This window comes from Leptospira ainlahdjerensis, from assembly GCF_016919175.1.
Taxonomy (GTDB): Bacteria; Spirochaetota; Leptospiria; order Leptospirales; family Leptospiraceae; genus Leptospira; species Leptospira ainlahdjerensis.
Map to the genome: position 1 here is coordinate 167,106 of NZ_JAFFPU010000035.1, position 19,351 is coordinate 186,456.

Annotated in this window: 19 protein-coding genes; 14 read left to right on the top strand and 5 right to left on the bottom strand. The window is 39.8% G+C overall.

Annotation, left to right across the window (positions count from 1 at the left end; translation table 11 throughout):
* Window positions 1-136 precede the first annotated feature (136 nt).
* The 4 genes from JWG45_RS10620 to JWG45_RS10630 all read left to right on the top strand — a co-directional run bounded on the left by JWG45_RS10620 (window position 137) and on the right by JWG45_RS10630 (window position 2,553).
* Window positions 137-544, top strand: a complete 408-nt coding sequence (locus JWG45_RS10620; RefSeq protein ID WP_205279711.1) for a GFA family protein — start codon at window positions 137-139, stop codon at window positions 542-544.
* Window positions 545-944: 400 nt separating this feature from the next.
* A complete protein-coding gene (locus tag JWG45_RS10625; protein WP_205279712.1) occupies window positions 945-1,925 on the top strand; it encodes a glycerophosphodiester phosphodiesterase in 981 nt (326 codons plus the stop codon).
* Window positions 1,926-2,102: 177 nt separating this feature from the next.
* On the top strand, window positions 2,103-2,189 hold the full coding sequence (locus JWG45_RS22610; RefSeq protein ID WP_408611625.1) for a hypothetical protein: 87 nt from the start codon (window positions 2,103-2,105) through the stop codon (window positions 2,187-2,189).
* A gap of 217 nt (window positions 2,190-2,406) precedes the next feature.
* Entirely contained in the window at window positions 2,407-2,553 is a 147-nt protein-coding gene (locus JWG45_RS10630) for a hypothetical protein (protein WP_205279713.1), read from the top strand.
* 198 nt (window positions 2,554-2,751) lie between these two features.
* On the opposite strand, the gene JWG45_RS10635 is transcribed toward JWG45_RS10630, so the two are convergent.
* On the bottom strand, window positions 2,752-3,912 hold the full coding sequence (locus JWG45_RS10635; RefSeq protein WP_205279714.1) for a DUF819 family protein: 1,161 nt from the start codon (window positions 3,910-3,912) through the stop codon (window positions 2,752-2,754).
* Between the two features lie 402 nt (window positions 3,913-4,314).
* On the opposite strand from JWG45_RS10635, the gene JWG45_RS10640 reads away from it, so the two are divergent.
* Complete coding sequence (locus JWG45_RS10640) at window positions 4,315-5,055, top strand: DUF4846 domain-containing protein (protein ID WP_232380635.1); 741 nt, start codon at window positions 4,315-4,317, stop codon at window positions 5,053-5,055.
* A 124-nt stretch (window positions 5,056-5,179) separates the two neighbouring features.
* Here the strand turns inward: JWG45_RS10640 and JWG45_RS10645 are convergent, their stop codons facing one another.
* Both JWG45_RS10645 and JWG45_RS10650 read right to left on the bottom strand, forming a co-directional pair.
* Window positions 5,180-5,905 carry a hypothetical protein gene (locus JWG45_RS10645; protein WP_205279716.1) on the bottom strand — a complete coding sequence of 242 codons (726 nt, stop codon included), beginning with the start codon at window positions 5,903-5,905 and terminating at the stop codon, window positions 5,180-5,182.
* Window positions 5,906-5,993: 88 nt separating this feature from the next.
* Window positions 5,994-7,079 carry a helix-turn-helix transcriptional regulator gene (locus tag JWG45_RS10650; protein ID WP_205279717.1) on the bottom strand — a complete coding sequence of 362 codons (1,086 nt, stop codon included), beginning with the start codon at window positions 7,077-7,079 and terminating at the stop codon, window positions 5,994-5,996.
* Between the two features lie 693 nt (window positions 7,080-7,772).
* Here JWG45_RS10650 and JWG45_RS10655 point away from each other — a divergent pair.
* Window positions 7,773-8,870: an alkene reductase gene (locus JWG45_RS10655; RefSeq protein ID WP_205279718.1), complete on the top strand. Its 1,098-nt coding sequence runs from the start codon at window positions 7,773-7,775 to the stop codon at window positions 8,868-8,870.
* Between the two features lie 81 nt (window positions 8,871-8,951).
* On the opposite strand, the gene JWG45_RS10660 is transcribed toward JWG45_RS10655, so the two are convergent.
* Window positions 8,952-9,458 (bottom strand): MarR family winged helix-turn-helix transcriptional regulator, encoded by a 507-nt coding sequence (locus JWG45_RS10660; RefSeq protein ID WP_205279719.1) that lies wholly within the window; start codon window positions 9,456-9,458, stop codon window positions 8,952-8,954.
* A gap of 101 nt (window positions 9,459-9,559) precedes the next feature.
* Here JWG45_RS10660 and JWG45_RS10665 point away from each other — a divergent pair, with 101 nt between their 5' ends.
* From JWG45_RS10665 to JWG45_RS10675, 3 genes are all read left to right on the top strand, one after another.
* The gene (locus JWG45_RS10665) at window positions 9,560-10,723 is read left to right on the top strand and encodes a hypothetical protein (RefSeq protein ID WP_205279720.1); all 1,164 of its coding nucleotides are present in this window, start codon (window positions 9,560-9,562) and stop codon (window positions 10,721-10,723) included.
* Window positions 10,724-11,228: 505 nt separating this feature from the next.
* Window positions 11,229-11,609, top strand: a complete 381-nt coding sequence (locus JWG45_RS10670) for a hypothetical protein (protein ID WP_205279721.1) — start codon at window positions 11,229-11,231, stop codon at window positions 11,607-11,609.
* A gap of 10 nt (window positions 11,610-11,619) precedes the next feature.
* Window positions 11,620-12,129 (top strand): TetR/AcrR family transcriptional regulator, encoded by a 510-nt coding sequence (locus JWG45_RS10675; protein WP_205279722.1) that lies wholly within the window; start codon window positions 11,620-11,622, stop codon window positions 12,127-12,129.
* A gap of 4 nt (window positions 12,130-12,133) precedes the next feature.
* Here the strand turns inward: JWG45_RS10675 and JWG45_RS10680 are convergent, their stop codons facing one another.
* The gene (locus JWG45_RS10680) at window positions 12,134-12,598 is read right to left on the bottom strand and encodes a DUF4442 domain-containing protein (protein WP_205279744.1); all 465 of its coding nucleotides are present in this window, start codon (window positions 12,596-12,598) and stop codon (window positions 12,134-12,136) included.
* Between the two features lie 176 nt (window positions 12,599-12,774).
* Between JWG45_RS10680 and JWG45_RS10685 the strand changes: the two genes are divergently transcribed.
* The 5 genes from JWG45_RS10685 to JWG45_RS10705 form a co-directional block, all read left to right on the top strand.
* A complete protein-coding gene (locus JWG45_RS10685; protein ID WP_232380631.1) occupies window positions 12,775-14,814 on the top strand; it encodes a neutral/alkaline non-lysosomal ceramidase N-terminal domain-containing protein in 2,040 nt (679 codons plus the stop codon).
* Between the two features lie 430 nt (window positions 14,815-15,244).
* Entirely contained in the window at window positions 15,245-16,279 is a 1,035-nt protein-coding gene (locus tag JWG45_RS10690; RefSeq protein ID WP_205279723.1) for a synaptic vesicle VAT-1 family membrane protein, read from the top strand.
* A 112-nt stretch (window positions 16,280-16,391) separates the two neighbouring features.
* A complete protein-coding gene (locus tag JWG45_RS10695) occupies window positions 16,392-17,327 on the top strand; it encodes a polyprenyl synthetase family protein (protein ID WP_205279724.1) in 936 nt (311 codons plus the stop codon).
* On the top strand, window positions 17,308-18,087 hold the full coding sequence (locus JWG45_RS10700) for a TlyA family RNA methyltransferase (RefSeq protein WP_205279725.1): 780 nt from the start codon (window positions 17,308-17,310) through the stop codon (window positions 18,085-18,087). The genes JWG45_RS10695 and JWG45_RS10700 overlap by 20 nt, the downstream gene beginning before the upstream one ends.
* A 313-nt stretch (window positions 18,088-18,400) precedes the next feature.
* A partial coding sequence (locus tag JWG45_RS10705; protein ID WP_205279726.1) for an acyltransferase family protein occupies window positions 18,401-19,351 on the top strand: 951 nt, incomplete at its 3' end.

The window sequence follows — 19,351 nt, forward strand, 5'->3', positions numbered from 1 at the left end:
ACATCTTTTGACAACATTCGAAAAAGAATGTACAATCGATTTGAAAAATTCTTATGTTCAAAAACTTTAAATGTTGAACCCATAAAAGAAAGATATTCATACTTTGAAATAGAAAACAACGGAATAGGAATCCAGTATGAGTTTAAAAAAATACAATGGTAGCTGTCACTGCGGAAAGGTAAAATACGAAGTAGATCTTGATCTTTCTTTAGGAACTTCGAAATGCAATTGTTCCTTTTGCAGTAAGGTAAGAAATTGGAGCGCTATGACAAAACCGGAAGCTTTCCGGCTTCTTTCCGGAAAGGAAGACTTGGGAAATTATCAGTTTGGAACCATGAGCGCGAACCATAAATTTTGTAAGAACTGCGGAGTTCGCAGTTATACGGAAGGTTATATCGAAGAGATCGGGGGAGCGTTTATCAGCGTCAGTTTGTCCACACTGACCGATTTAGAGCCTGCGGAACTCATCGAGGCCCCGATCTGGTACGCGGACGGGCTTCATAACAATTGGAGATCGCAGCCTGTTGAGATCCGGCATCTTTAGATAATTCAAGAATTCAGGATCGTTCTCCGAATTTTTTTCCATCCGAGCAAAACATTTCCCGGAAACGATTTTGTTTGGATTCTTTTTCCGTTCTTCGTCTAAGATCGGTTTTTCTAAATCCGATTTTGTTAAGAATTTGAAACGTCGAAGCCCGAAAGAAACGTTAAAGTCCATTCCGATGATTTCCGTTTTGGATTTATCTTTTCAAACAGGAAACACGCCACCGAGGGAAGCTCTTTCGGTTTTATTACTTCAGACGGAGTCTCCCGGTTACGGATTTCATTCAAGATTAGCGATTGAATTACGACTAAAGTTCAAAACGAAAGATTGTTTTTTAAGAATTTAGAATCCGGTAAAAAAAGACTTTCCTCCTTGGAGAAATACAATCAAGATTCTCCCCATGTTCTTACGATTCAAAACCAAAGTTAGATTTTTTCTCCTTTCCATTTTTCCTCTGCTATTCTTTTTCTCCTTTCCGGGTTCTTGTTCCAGTGTGCCCGTCGTAAACAAACCTCTAAATGGAAATTTCGATCTCCAAGGTCATCGAGGTGCGCGCGGCTTAAAACCGGAAAATACATGGCCCGCTTTCGAAGAAGCGATTCGACAAGGAATGACAACTTTGGAACTGGATACGGTTCTTACGAAAGATAAGAAGATCATCATTCATCACGATTCGGAGACAAATCCCGTGATCTGTCAAAAAAAGGATGGAACCGAAATTCTTTCTCGTTCCTTATACGAACTCACTTTGGTTGAATTGAAACAACTCGATTGTGGAACCAAAAAAAATCCAAAGTATCCAGAGCAAATTCCCGTTCCCGGTACGGAGTTAATCACGATCGAAGAATTTTTTTCTTTGGTTGCCAAAGCCGAAAAACAACTTCCGGAAAAAACGAAGCTGAAGTTTAACATCGAAACGAAATTCCCGAACGACGACAAAGCACAACTTCCTTTAGAGATTGTAAGGGAACACGTCGGTCTTTTGATACAAGCGATAGAAAAGGCGAATGTAGCGGATAGAACTACGATTCAATCCTTTTATCTGAAGGCTCTTCCGATCGTAAAAGAGAAAAACCCAAAGATCAAAACGAGCGCTCTTTTTTCTCTGACCTATTTTCAAGGAGCAATGATGACTTTCGGTTTTGGAAACTCTACAAGAAAGGAAGTTTTGGAAAAAACTCTCGAAGTCAAGGCCGACATCATTTCTCCTTATTTTCTATATGTAACGAATGAGTTCGTTCAAGAAGTGCATTCTCATAAAATCGCCGTGATTCCGTGGACGGTCAATGAACGCGCTGAGATGCAGAGATTGATCCAGACGGGTGTGGACGGAATCATCACGGATTACCCGGACCGATTGAAGCAGTTGATGAAACAATAAGAATATAATAAAAATTTAAAGTTACTTTTGAATTCAAATTAAAAAAGTTTCAGTTTTTCCATTCTTTCGTAACCCTCCTGGAACTGTTTCCAGTAAGCAGGTAGAAAGAAACTTGCTATTTTAAGAATGGAGAATACAATTATGGTTATCGATTTCATTCAATAACTTCATAGAAAACTGGAAGAAGTTCTCGGTACGGTTGGGACGGATCAGTTTGTAGATTTTCTCAATTCGGCTTTGGTTTCTTATAGAGCTCAAATTTAAGAAACTTCTACGGATCGACTCGAGCGTTCCTTTTCGACCGAAATTTCCAAATTAAAAGTCGAACTTTCGATGTTTAGAACGGAAATGAAAAATGAATTTTTGGAATTTAAGATTCTGATTCAATCCGAGAATGTCAAGTTTCGATCCGAAATTCATGCGGATCTCACCGATTTTAAAACTGAAATTCGAAAAGAAATGAAGAAAACTTTGCGAAGAAATGACTCAATCCCGTCTGGAAACTTTTCGATGTATTGGGGATATCCATCAGTCCATTGCAATTCAAACTCGTTGGATGTTTGGTGCGATTTTGGGATCGGTCGGTTTAGTTTTTGCGATTGAAAAAATTCTTCATTCCATTCCTTAATTTTTGGCGCAAACCTGAAGTTCTTCGAACGCGACCTTTCTTGGGGGAAGGCGCTTTCGGTCAAAACAGCAAATCCGGATTTTGAGTTTCGAATTCTTATCAATCCTTGGGTTTTGAAGTAGTTTCAGACGCATTTTAAAATTCCAAAATCATTAAGAATTTACTTTTGGGGTCGAGCGTTGAAAGAAGCAACAAATCTTATCTTCGTATCAAAGAAAGAATCGAAAAGATTCCGATTCCTAAATAATTTCCTATCGCGTAACCGATCAATCCTGTGAGAATTCCGACCACCAACACGTCTCGATTTCGAATCGCTTGAGTTACCGGCGGAACAAAGGCCGGACCGTAGATGCTTGAAACCGAGGTTATCATCCAAGTATCGACCGGGATTCGGAATAGGATTCCTAAAATCAAATGAAGAAGAATGGCTCCGAACAAAACGCAAATTAAAATCAAGAATACGGAGCCAAAGTCTCGTTTTAATTCCTCTAGATTTGCCAAAAAACCGACAGCCACCGAAAAAACTAAAATTAAGTAACTTCCGAACTCGTAAGTTTTGAGTTGTCTTACTTTGGAATGGAAAGAGGTTCCGATTCCCCAAGTTGTAATTCCTAATAAAATCGAAGGCGCGTAAAGAGAAGAGAAAATCAAAAATGTAAACGCGATTGAAACTCCAAAACCGATCATTGCCAAAAGAAGTCCGACTCCATTGGAAAATACCAAATTCTTCCAGTGTTTCGAAAAATTCTCTTCTTCCGATATAGCGCTCTCGAAAGAGTGGGCTATCGTATTTTCCTTTTTTAAAAAGAAAGAGAAGAATTTTTTTCCTACTGTGAGGAGGAAGAGAAGATAAATTCCTCCTATGACTACGTCGACGGTGTTTACTAACGCGATCGTTTCTTTAGTCGTATCAACGGCAAGTCCGACCGCGTTCAAATTCGGAGCGCCGCCGGTGTACATTCCAGCGAGCATACCTGCGATCTTCGCGGACTCAGGATGCAAAAAAGAAAAATAAAAACCGGCCACACAGGACGAGATTGCTACGGAAACCACAGAAAGAAAAAAGGAAAAGAGTGCAAGTTTTGCCTCTCCAAACCCTTTTCTGAAATCCGTGGAACTCAATAATAGAGGAATCGCGAGCGGAATTGCAATTTCCGCAAATATCCGCGGAACGGATTTGGAAATCCATCCAGAAGGGATGATGTTTCCTAAAAAAATTCCGGCGACATAGCAGAGAGAAACCGGACCCAAAAGACCGAAGAACTTTATTTTTTTCGCAATACGAAGTGCAAACCAGGGAAAGAATAGAATGAACAAAGATAAAGCTATCGAGTTTATTGTAGAAATTATCGATTCCATAACAATTCCTGAATATAGAATAATTTTAATTCAATCGGTTCTTTATGATGGAATCTACGGTGGGCCCGCAAAACGTTTTCACTCGTAAAAATCCGATTTCTGAATTCTTGAATTCAAAACGAAAAACTAACTCTTCGACTTTTTCTTTTTTAAAAGTATCGAAATTAAAGTCCTATAATTCAAGCAGAAAAGACGAATAACACGGGTTCTTTCATTTTCTTTCTTTACTCTCTTCTAAAATCTTAACTAAAAGGTCAGTTTCTTATTCATCTTTTTTTTAAAAGAGATTGGAATCGATTTCGCATAATAATCGGGTCTCAGAAAGAACACTTTTAAATTTTTAAAATTGGATTCAAATTAGGAAAAACTATGAACTTCAGATCGATTCTTTTTCATTTTGGAATGATTGCAGGAACCATTGGAGCGGGAAGTTTTTTACTCCCGGCGAGTTGTGTAGAGGCGGATTCAAAATGGGAAAAAATCGGTGAAATTCAGACTCCGGAAGGTAGTTCTCGTATATCTTACGCAAAGGGGTCTTTTTCAGATTTTGTTAGGAATTTACCTTTAAAATCGGATTCTACGCTTTGGACTTTTCAAAAACGAAATATCATCGATCGTTATGATACACTCGCGGTTTTGAACGTTCCTCTTTTATTTCAGGAAGACTTGGAGCAGTGCGCGGATTTTACGATGCGTGTTTGGGCGGAGTATCACAAACAGAAGAGAATTCTCGATCGATTTTATCTTTTTGATTACAATGGACGAAAGAAGTCGTTTCGGGAAAGTGGGCTGAGTTACGCTGCGTTCTTAAAAAAATCGTTCGTATCTTCCAACTCGTATTCTCTAAAAAAAGGAGGGCTAAGTATCGACGAGGCTGACCTCAGACCCGGCGATCTTTTTGTTCAAAATGAAACGGGAGGAATCGGGCACGTGTCGATGGTCTTGGATGCGGCCGAAAACTCGAACCGTGAAAGATTTTATCTCATCGGATTCAGTTTTATGCCCGCTCAGGAAATGCATATCGAAAAGGCCCCGAAAAAATTCGGTTCCAAGGGGTGGTTTACTTACAAAGGTTTTATAAAACATCTGGAAGAATCTTATCCTTACGGAGCACCCGTGCTCAGAAGGTTTCCGGAAAGATAAGAATATTATAATTTACCGAAATTCTATCCAACCTTTCATTGTTTCAAGTTGAAGAATATGCTTCCATCTTGAATCCTTCTTTTCGGAAGACTTTATCGTATCGTTTTATGCGCCTGAAGAAGATTCAGACTTTTTTCTCCTTCCATTCTTTCCAGCCTATCGTAATTCCTAAAATGTGCAAAGTGAACGCAAGTGGAACCATGAACAAAGGTAAGTAACTGACCGGAAATCGAGTTACAATTTCGTTCGGCGGATTCGTAAAAAGGATCCGAAATGGAAACGGGGCTGACATGACTCCGGTAAACACAGTAAGACTCAGGACAATGATCGCGACTGCGTTCCAAAGAAGGAGCCAACGGTTAGAAAGTAGATTCCGGGAGATTGCGAGATAAAGTAACGGTGCGCTTATCGGAACCCAGAGATCGAAGTTTCGACCTTTTAAGGTCATAATCTCGGAGATTAAATTTTCTCTAACCAACAGAAAGATCAAAACTTCGGGCAGGATTCTCCAGGTTTGAAAGAGACAAAGATTGAGCGGACCGAATTCTTTCAGAATCGAAAAAACTTGTGATGAATATCCGAAGCTCAAAAAAATTATGAACGTAGACAGAACGCCGATCAAAAGTCTCGGCGGCAATTCGAAGTGATGGAAAAATCCCTGCGACGCTAAAACACTTTGGAACAATAGAAAAAGAAAAACCGCGAAAACAGGAATGTAGATTTTTTTTCTCTCTTCTCCGGGGATCATCCTGGATTTTTTATAAAAAAAATATAGAATGAAAAAGAGCAGCAGCCCGGATGAGAATAAGGTAAAGACCGAAATGAAAAGTGGAATCGTTTTTGTTACCATTGTAACCTCCGTGGATGAGATTACGCGAATTTTGAAAATAAATCCATAGTAGCATCGTCACGAAACGTTTTTCGAACCGTGACGATTGTCACGGTTTTCTAAATTTCTGAAGAAATACAGTAAGCCTTTGAAACTTATCCTTTCCGAAATTCGATTCTTTTTCTTTATCCACGGTTTTATCGTAAAGATGTACGAGATGATTCCGCAGGGTCCCGTCGGCGATTCCAAGAAAAAATCCAATTTGTTTACGAGTATATCCTTCGCTTATCAATTCGCAAATTCTTAGTTCTTGTTTTGTGAGACCTTTTTCCGAGAGAGATTTTAAGTCCAGAGGTTCCGATTTTATTTTTGAGGGTCGAAAAAAACGAAGTATGATCCAGGAAGTCGTCGCCCCGATTAGGGAAAGTAAAACCGTTTGTATTCGAGTCGATTCAATTCTTGTTAAATACAAAATGGAAAGGGAACTCAATCCTAAGGCCACGCTCAAACATACAAACCCTTCCGCCATTCTGTGAAAGACGGAATCCGCTTCTTCTCTGGAAAGGTAGACCGAAACAAAAACGCTGATGATCGAATCGGCGCTCATACCGAGCGGGAGAAAGTTGATTCCGAAGAGGGGGATAAAATTCGTTCCGAGCCCTAACCACCAAAAAACTACAAAAACCGGAATCCAACCTTTGAGAAGAGTTTCTTTCGGTTTTAATAAAAGAATCAGAGAAATCAGAAAACAGATTCCGAAAAAACCGCCGACGAGAATTCTCGCGGGAATTTCTAAAACTGGAAACCAACCCCATTCGTATAATTTCCACTCCCGAATCAGAACGGATTTGTCTGCAAAAAAATCAAATTCAATGAGAATCAGAAGCGCGATCGTACTCGTGAGAACGATGTAAGTCATCGCGGACCTTACAGGGCGCCCTGAAAGAATTCTACTCAAGCTGAGAAGAAGATAAGGAACGAAAAAAATAAAATGCCGAAAGATATGAAAATAAATAAAAGCTTTCTCGGAAGATGACGCTTTTAAAAGGAAGAAGATCGAAAAATTTCCTCCCGCTAAAACGAGCAAAAAGACTCGGAAATAAACCGCAAAAGGATCGCGGTCACGAAGGATCGCAAAGAAAGCGGCAAGATTTGCCAACATTGCCGTGATGGGAAATAAGGAAATCACTTCCATGAAAAAAGCAAACTATAGATAAGAACATGATTGGAAATATATTTTTATTTCTAAAAACGTTTTTCTTCTCAGAGTCCGAAACCGGGTTTGATCAAAGAATTCAGTAACGAAAGAACGTTCATTCGGAAAATTCCAAACGACGACGAAACACTCTATTCTTCTTTGTCTCGTGATTTTTCGCCCGGCACCATGTTGAAAAGATATTTTCTTTGCTACGGAACGTCTCAAAGGGAAAGAAGGAAACATTTCTTCGTATCTATAAAATCGCGGCTTTTTGATCTCGAAAACTTTTTCTGCTCTTGTGTTTCGAGAGGAAATACTACCCCGAATCGACTACGATGGGTTTTGTTTTTTATCGATTCGAAAAGTCAGGTTTGGACGCTTCGGCTTTGTTATTAGAATCCCGATTTGGATTTCATCCGAAAGTTCAGGAGGCTCCGGAAAAAGGGTCAGAATGGTAACTAACGGAACCTTCGCTTTTCTTCGACGGAAGCAACTCATCGTTTTCTAAATTAGATCCAGATTCTGATTCGAACCTAAGCTCGACAGTAGTCATTTTCAATTCACAAAATTCTGCCAAAAACTCAGATCTCTCATTTATAAAAGGACACTTCGTAAGAAAAGTTGTAATAATTCTTGTTACAAGGTGTCTAAGGGAGGAATGGAAATTTAAACTTTCGGAGAAAAGAAAAAATGAATGTCGAATCAAAGCAAGCGGTAGATCTTTTTGGTCCTGCTCAAATCGGAAACCTAAATCTTCAAAATAGGATTGTTATGGCCCCTATGACGAGATCTAGAGCGTTGAATCATATCCCAAACTCAATTATGGCGGATTATTATTCGCAAAGAGGAAGCGCCGGTTTGATTATTACCGAAGGAACTTCTCCTTCGCCGAACGGATTGGGGTATAGCCGAATCCCCGGAATTTTTAGTAAAGAGCAAGTCGAGGGTTGGAAGTTGACGACGAAAGCCGTTCATGAAAAGGGCGCGAAGATTTTTATTCAGCTCATGCATACGGGAAGAGTCGGAACTCCGGTAAATCTTCCGAAAGGAGGCGAGGTTGTAGGACCGTCTTCCATTCAGGTAAAGGGTGAAACGTGGACGGATACGAAGGGTCAACAGCCGTATGCGGTTCCTCGTGAGATGAATTCCGACGATATCAAGCATGCGATCGGAGAATATGTTCAAGCCGCTAAGAATGCGGTGGAAGCCGGATTCGACGGTGTTGAACTTCATGCAGCAAACGGATATCTTTTAGAACAATTTCTAAATGCAAATTCGAATCAAAGAACCGATTCTTACGGCGGTTCCAATGAAAATCGAAATCGTTTCGTAATCGAAGTGGCTCGTGCGGTTTCGAACGCGATCGGAAAGGATAAGGTGGGAATCCGCATATCACCTTACGGAGTTTTTAACGATACCGGCGCGTTCGATGGAATAGAAGAACAATACGAAATTCTTTCCAAAGAATTGAATTCAATCGGACTTGTTTATGCCCATATCGTAAATCACAGTTCGATGGGCGCTCCGGTAGTTCCCGAAAGTGTGATCCAAAAAATTAGAAAAGAATTTAAGAATATTCTAATACTCAGCGGCGGTTACGATAAGAAGAGGGCTCAATCCGATCTTGAGGATGGAAAAGGTGAACTCGTCGCATTTGGAAGGCCGTTTATCGCCAATCCGGATTTTGTGATTCGACTCAAAAAGGATCAAACGTTTGCCGAAGCGGATCAAAGCAAATTTTATACTCCCGGCGCCGAGGGATATTCCGATTATCCGAGTTTAAACTAACGCGAAAAAATCAAAATCTAGAAAGTTTCGAAGAATCGTTCTTTAAATATTTTCTAGATTTTGAATTCGGTCCGCATCCTTCTATTGCTCCAGATTCAGAAGCAATTTTCTTAGGAGTTTCGACAGTTCGACGTGTTCCTTTTCGGAAAGTGCGCTCATCAATTCGTGTCCGCTCTTTACATGTTCCAAAAGAGCTTTTGTAATCACAAGTTTTCCTTCTGACGTTAAACAAATAAGAACACCGCGCCGATCCTTTGGATCCGGTTCTCTCTGAACCCAACCCATAGATTCCAATCGATCGATTCGATTTGTCATCGTTCCGGACGTGATCATCAAAGTTGCAAGGAGATCGCCAGGAGCTTTTTTGTAAGGTTTCCCGCTTCGAAGAAGCGCTGCCATAACATCGAAATCCTGAGTGGCAAGTCCGTGACTTTCGAAAACTTCCTTATGGACGTTGTAAAAGAAAATGGAAGACAACCGATGAATTCGTCCGATTGTTCCCATCGCGCTCATATCCAGATCGGGTCTTTCTTGAGCCCATTGTTTTAAGATAAAGTCTACATGGTCTTCCGCTTTTTTTGACTTCATACTTCCCATTTTTCAGAAAATATCTTGACGTCAAGATAAAGTTGTAATTTGTTTGACGCAAAGAATCTTGATATCAAGATATGTGACACTGAGGAGATAATATGAATTTGGCAGCCTTTTTTATACTACTGACCGCGATCGTAACGATCTTGTTAACTTCGATCCAGTCGTTTATTTGGAACGGAGAATCCACGCCGTTCTATCTTTTGAAAACGGCCGATTTGATTTCTGTCTTTCTAAAATTGAGGACCGAACTTTCTCCTGAAACTACGGATTACTATTTTTTTGGAAGAATGACGATTCTGATTCACATGGGAATTTTGATTGGTTTGAGAGAATTGTATAAAAACGGTTTTTTTCCGTCTTCAGTTTTGAAAATTTTCAAGGTGGTAGTTGCGATTCTTATGATCTCGGCCTTTGGAGATATTGTCGCTTATTGGGGAGGAAGTTTTTTCGGAGAGATATTTAGAAACATCGGCTTTCGTTGGATCGAAGCTCCTTCCTTAATACTACTTTTGTTTACGCTCGGATATTTAGGATATAAATTGAGAACCGAAAAACGATGGGACGGTAATATTTTCCTTTCCCTTCCGGTAATGATGGTCGTATCCACATTATTTTTTTCTTATGTGCCTCACGGATTTTTGCTTCCGTTGTTGCTGGTGATAACCGGTTTTGTATTGAGTTCCGACTCCTCCCCGATCCTTCAAAAAATCAGCCGATCTTTTACGAAATTTACTTCTATTAAAAATATTCTTATTTTGTTCGTATTTGCGATGTTATGCGCCGAAACGATGCAGATTTTGGAAAAGTGGATTCCCGCGACGGAAACTGGTTTTCTTCCGAAAAAAATGGACTTCCGACCATTTTCATCCTCAAAGGATATTCTGGAAGTTTTCGGGGCTTACGGAGAAAGCGGAAGAAACCTCTACTTTTGGATCGATGTTGTCGATATGATTTTTCCAATTCCGCTTTTTTTGTCCTTCGCTGGAATTTATACAAGAGCGGCTCAAAAAATCGACCTACCGATTTCCTTTAATCTTCTGTCCTTGGGATTCTTAATTTTCGATATTCTTGAAAATTCTCTGATGTTTTACTTTTTATCCGCTTGGCCGAAGGTTCCCGAGCCTTTGGCCACATTCACGGGAGCGATCACGGCGATTAAGCTATTTTTTCTATTAGTCGGTTTCGCGATGTTTTTCGTTTCCTCTTTGATTCTTATTTCGATTTGGATTCGGGAAAAAAGAAAAAAAACTTTCAGCTGAATAGAATTATTTTTCGGGTGAAAGAGAACTTTTGCCCGGAAATGTTTCCATCTTTTTTACAAGCGAATTTTACTGTTTATCATTTGTTCCAACAAACGAATTTACCGAGATTCGTCTTTGTTCGGGCTCCAAAGTAGGTCTTGAAGTAGAATTTTTGAAAATTTCGATCGTTTTGATTTTTGGTCGAAACGCTTGTTTCAAAAAAATACCCAAATAGAATCCAGAAAAAATCGAAAAGGCGGATTCGATTTCAATAATAAGGCCTTGTCCCAAAATCTTATCTGGAACTGAGCAATTTTGTAATCCGTAATTTAGGCGCAGGGGTTCCCACAGATAACGCCTCCTTGACTTTTGATGAAGTTTTAATCGATTTTATCGGGGATTCGGATTGGATTTGTACGTTCTTAGGATCGTGGAATTTATTTATTAAAAAACATACTAAAAGGTATGGTATGTCGATTGACACGAATCAAATTTCAAGTATTCTTCAAGGAAGGAGAATTTTATGAAGCCGGAAGATTTTCTTATTTTAGGATCGATTCATAGTGTTGGATTTGCAATCTTTCACGTTTATTTCTGGAAACTGTTTCATTGGAAAGAGGACCTAAAACGCGTTTCGTTTGCGAACCGTGCGATTCTTCAAATAGCGAATTTGAGGTTGATCTATTTTTTCGTTTTTATGGCTGTCATTACTTTTTGTTTTAGAACGGAGCTTATCCATTCTCAGATGGGAACTTGGATCCTGATCGGACTTTCTTTTTTTTGGTGGGGCAGGTTGATCGAGCAGTTTATTTTCCTGAGAGTCAATCAGCCGATGGTTCATTTTCTTTCCGTGCTCTTTTTTCTTGGCGGAGTTTTGTATTTAATTCCTCTATTCGCATTTTAATTTTTCAATCATGCATTCGGCGGAACATTGGATATTAGCGGGTTTAGATCTTCTTTATCACAAAGGAGAAGAGTCTCTTACGATTGAAAACTTATGCAAAAAAATAAAACTTACAAAAGGTTCTTTCTATCATCATTTTAAGAATCGCGAAGACTTTTCGCAAAGGATGTTGAATTACTGGGAGAAACATTTTACGGACGACATCATTCGGAAGGCGGAAGTAGAATCGACTCCGGAAGAGAGATTGAAAGTTTTACGATCTCTTACGTTGGCATTGCCGAAGAATACGGAAAGGGCAATCCGCGCTTGGGCGTTTCGAAATTCTAAGGTAAAAAAAATTCAGGAACGAGTAGATTCTAAAAGAATTTCTTTTTTGAAAAATGCGTATTGGGAACTCTCCAAGGATCGTAAGAAAGCGGATCAAAAAGCCAAACTTGCCTACGCGATTTTTGTAGGACTAGAAATGATTCTACCGAGTTTGAACGAAAAAGAAATTAAGAGACTCTATTTCTCATTTTGATCGTTTACTTTTTGATTCTTTCCTTTCTCCGCACATAAACGACCTTATCTAATTCAGCGACGACCTTTCCCGTTTTTTCGTCGTAAACTTTTGTTTGAAAGAACGCGTCTAACTTTCTTTTTTCATCGGTTTCTTTTCGAATTCTTTCAATTTCTTCGTGAGAAATCTGAAATTCTGCGTAGACCTTTCCTAAGCCGGGGCTGATGAATCGAATCGTAGCCGCTTTGTCCCAGACGAGATACTCTTCTCCTAAATTCTCCATTAAGATCAGCATATAAAATGGATCACACATCGAATAAAGAGAACCGCCGAAATGAGTCCCCACTAAATTTCGATTCCACCAGCGAAGTTTCATGCTGAGTCGGAAATGTGTGAAATCCTTGCTGACTTGTTTGTAACGGATCCCCGCTGCAAAATAGGGGGGATAAAAATTGAAAAAATAAAATCGAAGTCGTTTCCAAAAATTCATGTAGTTTGATGCCAAACCTTATGGTTATTCTCCTTTTGTTGAAGATCCCTCCGATTTTAAAATCAGAAAATAAGTCATTTATAATGAAAACGGCGTAAAATGTTCCGTTTTGATCGAAAGCATCTTGCTTTTTCAAGACATCGATCGTAAAAACGACTTCCCCGGAGGAGCTGAATTTGAACCTTCCTAAAATCCGAGAGATCATATCGATTCTCTTTTTCTTCCTATTTTCTCTTACCTTTCTTGGTTGTAGCGACTCTACGACTTACGTGATTAAGAATAAAAAACCGCTTTCGACTTCGAACGTGAAAGGCCTTTTTGCGGGAGCGAGCAAGACTGATATTACGCCTCCGCCCGGACTTCCGCTCGCCGGATATTCTATGCTGGCGAATACGGAGAAGGGCTTTAGGACTAAAATTTACGCAAGAGTGATTTATATCAGAAAGGATCAACACGCTCCTTTGGTCCTAATTCAAACGGATCTTCTTTCCGGTTCCTTATTGTTACATCATAGGCTCGCGGAAAGACTCGCTGAAAAAACGGATATCAGTTTGGGAGGAATCGTTCTTTCTGGAACTCACACTCATTCCGCGCCCGGAAATTTTTATGAGAATAATTTCTACAATGAGTTTGCAGGAAACAAACCCGGCTTTGAAAAAGGTTGGTATGAATTTTTAGAAGATAGAATCTACAACGCCGTCTTGGAAGCGTATCAATCGGCGAAACCTGCAAAGATTGCAACGGGTAACTCCAATGTTTGGGGACTGACAAGAAACCGGTCGATCGAAGCCTATGCCGCAAATAGTAATTCCGGAATTCAGGAAATCAAAACGGAACAGATTTATGACGCGATCAATCCGACGATGACTATGATTCGAGTGGATGCGAAAGACAAAGACGGTTCCTTTAAACCTCTCGCAGTTTATTCCACGTATTCGATTCACGGAACAACGGTTCCTTCTTGGAACAAGGTGGTTAACGCGGACGTTTTTGCTTATCCGGAAAGGGAGTTGGAATTAAAGATCAAAGAAGAATATAGATTGGAATGGGAACCTCTGCACGCGGTGTCTAACGCAACTCATGGAGACAATTCTCCGGATTATCGCGAGGATATGCAGGGTTTTATCGAATCAAAAAGACTCGGTCTTGAAATATCAAAAAAATCTTATGAACTCTTTCAGGCTTTAGGCAAAAAACTCAACTCTGACGTTACATATTCTTACAATTCAAAAGAAGTCGATGTGTATGAGAATCCGAAGATGGGAGAAGCCGAACTTTGTAGTCGACCCGTTGCGGGTACGGCTTTGACGGGAGGAGCCGAGGACGGAATGACCCCCGTTTTATTCTGGCTTCCATTTTGGGGAGAGGGTTGGCCCCGTTATATTTTTACCGGAGGTTGTCAGGGCCATAAGAGAACCGCCGGTTCTTTCTTTCAATATCTTGTCTTAGCAAAGAAGAATTTTCCGCATAGAATGATTCTTCAATCCGCAAGAATCGGAGATACCGCTTTGCTCGCGGTTCCTTTTGAAGTAACAAACGAGTCAGGAAGAAGATTTTCCAATGCCGCTCTTGAAGCGGAAAAACAAAGAACCTCGAAGAGTAAGGAAAATATCACGCAAACTTCGGTCCTATCTTGCACAAACGGTTATTTCGGTTATGCGACCACGCCGGAAGAATATTCGAAACAACACTATGAAGGCGGACATACGATCTATGGACCGGGAACTCAACCCTTTCTCCAAGCTCATCTCGCGGATCTTATAAAACAAATGCCCGTTGAAGGAGGCAAAGAAAGTTTTCCGGATTCTTGGGAATTTCAACTCGATACAAAACATTATATGCCCGAAAAAAAAGAGGCTCGTGGAAGTCGGGATTTAAAGGAAGCACCTCGTCTTGTCCTTGCCGAAGAAAACTTAGAGAAACACTGGATCTTTAGTTATAAAGACGTGAACCCTTCTTTGATACAATTTCATCAGCCATTGATTTCGATTCAATATAGGGATGCAAAGGAAGAATGGAAGAATTTAGTGCAAGACGGAAAATTGATAAACGATTCCGGAACCGAGATCGACGTTCGTCTCCAAGGTGATTCTTCGGAAGGAATGGCGATCTACGAAGTTCGTTGGTTCAATCCGGAATTTCATTCCAAGAGGAAATATCGTTTTGCGATAGCACCTCGCGGAAAAGAGAAGGAATTTTATTCTCCTGAATTTTGATTATCTGCGGGGGATTTCGTGTCTCCCGCTTTTAGAAGAAAGAATTTCATTTTAAAGAAACGTAAAATCGGAAACAAAACTTTCTCTTTCCGTCCAAGAACGTTTTGTCCGGTCTTGTAAAAGATTGAGATCAACGAAATTTTATTTCGGACGGACTTAAAGTCCGTTTTCAATTTTTTTTCTATGGATTCGTTTGTCGGAACAAAAGAATCCATTTTTCTAATGAACTTCCCGGAGCTAAAGGGAAGCCAGTCATTTTTATAATGGATTCCGCATTTATCACTTTGAACTTAAATCTGTCGTATTGTATAAAAATTTCGATTTTGAGAATGAGTTGACTTTGCGGTTTGATTCCAGACCGGCATTGTTCTCTTTTTTAAAGTAGAAAATTTTCTTGCCCGGAAAGTCCGAATTCTTATAACTTCGTTTCATGCAAAGAACGATAGCTCTTGTCCGAAAAAAGGGATCTCTTGAAAACGTAGAATTGATAAGCGAAGCTCTCGCAGAACCTTCCGAAAACGAAGTACAAGTGGAGATTCATTCCATCGGTTTGAATTTTGCCGATCTTTTCGCCATTCAAGGACTTTATAGCGCGACTCCAAAAGGGGCTTTTATTCCAGGTCTTGAATATTCCGGAGTCGTTTTGGCGGTGGGAAAGAAAGTTAAGAACCTAAAGAAAAAGGATAAGATTATGGGAGTGACCCGTTTCGGCGGTTATGCTTCTCATTTAAATATCGATTCTCGTTATATATTTAAACTTCCTCCGAAATGGAATTTTGATCAGGGCGCGGGGTTTTTAGTTCAAGGATTGACCGCCTACTACGCATTAGTTGCTCTGGGCGATCTCCAAAAAGGTCAGACGGTTTTGATTCATAGCGCTGCGGGTGGAGTTGGAATTCTCGCAAACCGGATCGCAAAAAAAATGGGAGCGTTCACAATCGGAACAATCGGCACGGCTTCTAAAATCGACCTTCTTAAAAAAGAAGGTTATGATAGACAAATCGTACGTTCAAGTCGCTTTGCAAAGGATCTCGAAGATTCTCTTTCCGGAAAAGAACTGGATTTAGTTTTGGAATGTATCGGGGGAAAGATTTTTCAGGAAAGTTATGAAATTATGGCCCCTATGGGGAGAATGATCGTTTACGGCGCGGCGGATATGATGGGGGGAGGAAGTTCCGTGAATTGGCCAAGATTGGCGTATAAATATCTGACTCGTCCCAAGTTGGATCCTATGGAGATGGTTTCGGACAATAAAGCCGTAATGGGTTTTAACTTGATCTGGTTGTATGATCGTGTTGAAAGGCTTACTAAGAATCTTAACGGTTTGGTGAAACTCAATCTTGCTCCTCCCTTAGTGGGCAAAATATTTCCCTTTGAAAAAATCGAAGAGGCACTCAGATTTTTTCAATCGGGAAAATCGGTGGGTAAGGTGGTATTAAAAGTAAAAACGGGATCGGAAGTATAGTTTTTAATCTTCCGTATTTTTTTCTCGCGCGTTTCTTGAATTGAAGAAACAACTTCAAGACTCCGTAGACTTTGCTTTACAATAATGGGAATTCTTTCAGTTTGGAGGTAGAGTGAGCCAATCTGCCTTTTCCGAAATATTTCATTCTTATCGCGTAGCATTTGAGAATTTTTTAGATTCTCATACACTCTCCGTTTTATCCGAACGTTCCGCACTGGAACTCTTTGAAGCGATGAAATACAGTCTCGTTGCAGGCGGAAAGCGTCTGAGACCTGTTTTGGCTCTCGCAGCTTACGGAGGATTTCAAGCCGATTCTACAAACGCCCTTTTACTCGGATCTTCTCTGGAATGTATTCATACATATTCTTTGATTCACGACGATCTTCCAAGTATGGACAATGATGACTTTAGAAGAGGAATGCCGACCCTTCACAAGAAATTCTCCGAAGCGACCGCGATCTTAGCGGGAGACGCGCTCAATTCTTTCGCCTTTTATTTTCTTTCCTTTGTCCAAGCGGAGAATGGTGACGTTTCCCTTTATAAAGATCTATTAGGAATTCTGCATACAGGTTCCGGGGCGCCGGGAATGGTTTCGGGACAAATCTATGATCTACAGATGCAAAGGGAAAATTTAGTTCAATCCGGAAATGCAGAAGACCGGGTAGCAATGGTACAATTAACTCATCGTCTGAAAACGGGCGCTCTGATCAAGGCTTCTCTTTTGATGGGAAATCGTCTGCGAAAAGATTGGAAAAAAAGGGAAAATTATCTTTCAAAATACGGAGAGGACCTTGGCCTGCTTTTTCAGATTACCGACGATATTCTGGACGTAGAGGGAACGCAGGAATCCCTGGGAAAAACTCCAGGTAAAGATTTAAAGTCCGGGAAAACCACCTATCCCGCGTTATTCGGAATGGATCGTTGTAAGGAAATGGTTCAGGAACTTCAAAAAAATCTAATTTCTCTTTCATCAAATTTCGTTTTTACTCCCGAAGAGAAAATATTCTTCCAGGAGCTTCCGATCTACATTGGCCAAAGAAAAAATTAGACTCGATTCACTTCTTTTAAAAAGGGGTTACGCGGAAACGCTGGAAAAGGCGAGAAGTCTGATTCTTTCCGGTTCCGTTTTGATAAACGAACAGAAAATAACAAAGGCCGGGCTTCAATTTCCCGAAAATTCGGAAATTCGAATTTTGAACGTGATTCCTCGATATGTCAGCCGAGGTGCTTACAAATTATTAAAAGCGTTTGAAAGTTTTACAGTGGAGGCGAAAGGAAAACTTTGTATCGACCTGGGCGCTTCCACCGGAGGTTTTACGGAAGTTCTTCTTGAGAAGGGCGCTTGGAAAGTTTTTGCGTGCGACGTCGGCTATGGACAGTTGGCCGAAAGGTTAAGAAATCATCCTAAGGTCGTCGTAAAGGATCGTTTTCATCTTAAGAATTTATCCGCTTCTGAGATCGATTGGGACGTTCTAAAAGAAAGGGTTTCGGATCCCAATTCTATCTTGATTGTGATGGACTTGAGCTTTATTTCTCTTCGATCCGTTTTTCCAATTCTGAAAAAATTTAAAGAAGAAAGATATATTCCAAAAATTGAATGTATTACCTTGATTAAGCCTCAGTTCGAAGCGGAAAAGAAAGATTTAGTAAAAGGCGTTCTCAGGGATTCGAAAATTCGCTGGAAGGTCGTTCGATCGATTTGTAAATTTCTCAGATTAGAAATCGGAGCTTCTATTTTGGGATTAGAATGGTCTCCTATTGAGGGAAGAGAAGGGAACAAGGAAATTCTCCTTTATTGGGAATTGTAATTCAAAGACTTGTAGAGTTTACCCAAATCGTAAGTCGGAATATTTTAAGATAACTTTCGCCGATAAATTCGATTTTTACTTGAAAAATGCAACGGACATTACGGTTTAATTGAAAGGGATAAAATTCGATTCATTCGAAACAAATCGGAAAAATCCAAGAAAATTGAAAAGGAAAGATTCCAATAAATGGAGACCGGCTCCTCAAAATGAGAGGACTTTTCAATTAAGTCTTTAACTATGGGTGATTTAGCCCGTATCTACGATCTGCTATTCTAAGTATATTAAATATTTTTAATGGATTCAAACGGAATTTATGAACCAAAAAACAGAAAATAAAAGAGAGGAAATTCCTCCGCTCAACGGCCTGAGAGCATTTGCGATTACCGCGGTCTTTGTGTATCACTACTATTTTTATTCTGGATATACAGGTGCGAATAATAATTCCCTTCTGGAAGGGTTTATTGCCATGCTTCATCATTTTGAAGTGAATTTATTTTTTATCCTGAGCGGATTTTTGATTTCGATGGCTCTTTGGAAAGAATGGTCTCAGAATGGGAAAATAAGATATCTGGATTTTTTCTTAAAACGAAATTACAGACTTCTACCGGTATATTATATTTTTATCACTCTCAGTTATTGGATCAATAAAGTCTCTTACTCGATGAGTCTAAAATGGGTCGCTAAAAAAGAATTATCAGTTCCGGAAACGTTGATGGCTTTGGGTGCGCTGGAAAATACGGAAAACCTATTGGGAAACGCCTGGGCGGATTTTGTTCTCTTAGGGAATTATTGGCGGGGACCGAATATCCATACTTGGTTCCTTTCCATGATCGAGCAGTTTTATTTGATATTTCCTTTCTTTTGCGGTTTTGTTTTATTCAAAAAGGAATTTTTCACGAGGCAATGTATTCTTTGGGGATTATATTTAATTCCCGGTTCGATCCGGATTTGCATTTATCTTTTACCGGATGTTTTCGGAACCGACTATGAGACCTTAGTTTTTCGTCCTACTCATACGAGAGCGGATTCGATTGTGATAGGAGTCATCCTTATGGATTGGGTCGTAAATCGAAAAGAGCAACTCAAAGAGTATTTATCGGGAAATTTTATAAAATATTCTCTGATCTTTTTTCCGATATTAATTCTAGTTTTGATCAATCTCAAAGGAGATCCGATTTATTCCTTCTTTTCCGGAACTGTAAGGTTTAATTTAATCGATTTCGTTTATATCTCAGTCATTTTATCGGTTATTTTTTTCCCCGAT

What these genes read in the sequence shown, in the direction of transcription:
- JWG45_RS10635 (WP_205279714.1), bottom strand. Translation starts at nt 3,912, where the DNA reads ATGGAATCGATAATTTCTACAATAAACTCGATAGCTTTATCTTTGTTC.
- JWG45_RS10620 (WP_205279711.1), top strand. Translation starts at nt 137, where the DNA reads ATGAGTTTAAAAAAATACAATGGTAGCTGTCACTGCGGAAAGGTAAAA.
- JWG45_RS10655 (WP_205279718.1), top strand. Translation starts at nt 7,773, where the DNA reads ATGAATGTCGAATCAAAGCAAGCGGTAGATCTTTTTGGTCCTGCTCAA.
- JWG45_RS10665 (WP_205279720.1), top strand. Translation starts at nt 9,560, where the DNA reads ATGAATTTGGCAGCCTTTTTTATACTACTGACCGCGATCGTAACGATC.
- JWG45_RS10625 (WP_205279712.1), top strand. Translation starts at nt 945, where the DNA reads ATGTTCTTACGATTCAAAACCAAAGTTAGATTTTTTCTCCTTTCCATT.
- JWG45_RS10660 (WP_205279719.1), bottom strand. Translation starts at nt 9,458, where the DNA reads ATGAAGTCAAAAAAAGCGGAAGACCATGTAGACTTTATCTTAAAACAA.
- JWG45_RS10630 (WP_205279713.1), top strand. Translation starts at nt 2,407, where the DNA reads ATGACTCAATCCCGTCTGGAAACTTTTCGATGTATTGGGGATATCCAT.
- JWG45_RS10690 (WP_205279723.1), top strand. Translation starts at nt 15,245, where the DNA reads ATGCAAAGAACGATAGCTCTTGTCCGAAAAAAGGGATCTCTTGAAAAC.
- JWG45_RS10650 (WP_205279717.1), bottom strand. Translation starts at nt 7,079, where the DNA reads ATGGAAGTGATTTCCTTATTTCCCATCACGGCAATGTTGGCAAATCTT.
- JWG45_RS10670 (WP_205279721.1), top strand. Translation starts at nt 11,229, where the DNA reads ATGAAGCCGGAAGATTTTCTTATTTTAGGATCGATTCATAGTGTTGGA.
- JWG45_RS10680 (WP_205279744.1), bottom strand. Translation starts at nt 12,598, where the DNA reads ATGAATTTTTGGAAACGACTTCGATTTTATTTTTTCAATTTTTATCCC.
- JWG45_RS10675 (WP_205279722.1), top strand. Translation starts at nt 11,620, where the DNA reads ATGCATTCGGCGGAACATTGGATATTAGCGGGTTTAGATCTTCTTTAT.
- JWG45_RS10645 (WP_205279716.1), bottom strand. Translation starts at nt 5,905, where the DNA reads ATGGTAACAAAAACGATTCCACTTTTCATTTCGGTCTTTACCTTATTC.
- JWG45_RS10640 (WP_232380635.1), top strand. Translation starts at nt 4,315, where the DNA reads ATGATTGCAGGAACCATTGGAGCGGGAAGTTTTTTACTCCCGGCGAGT.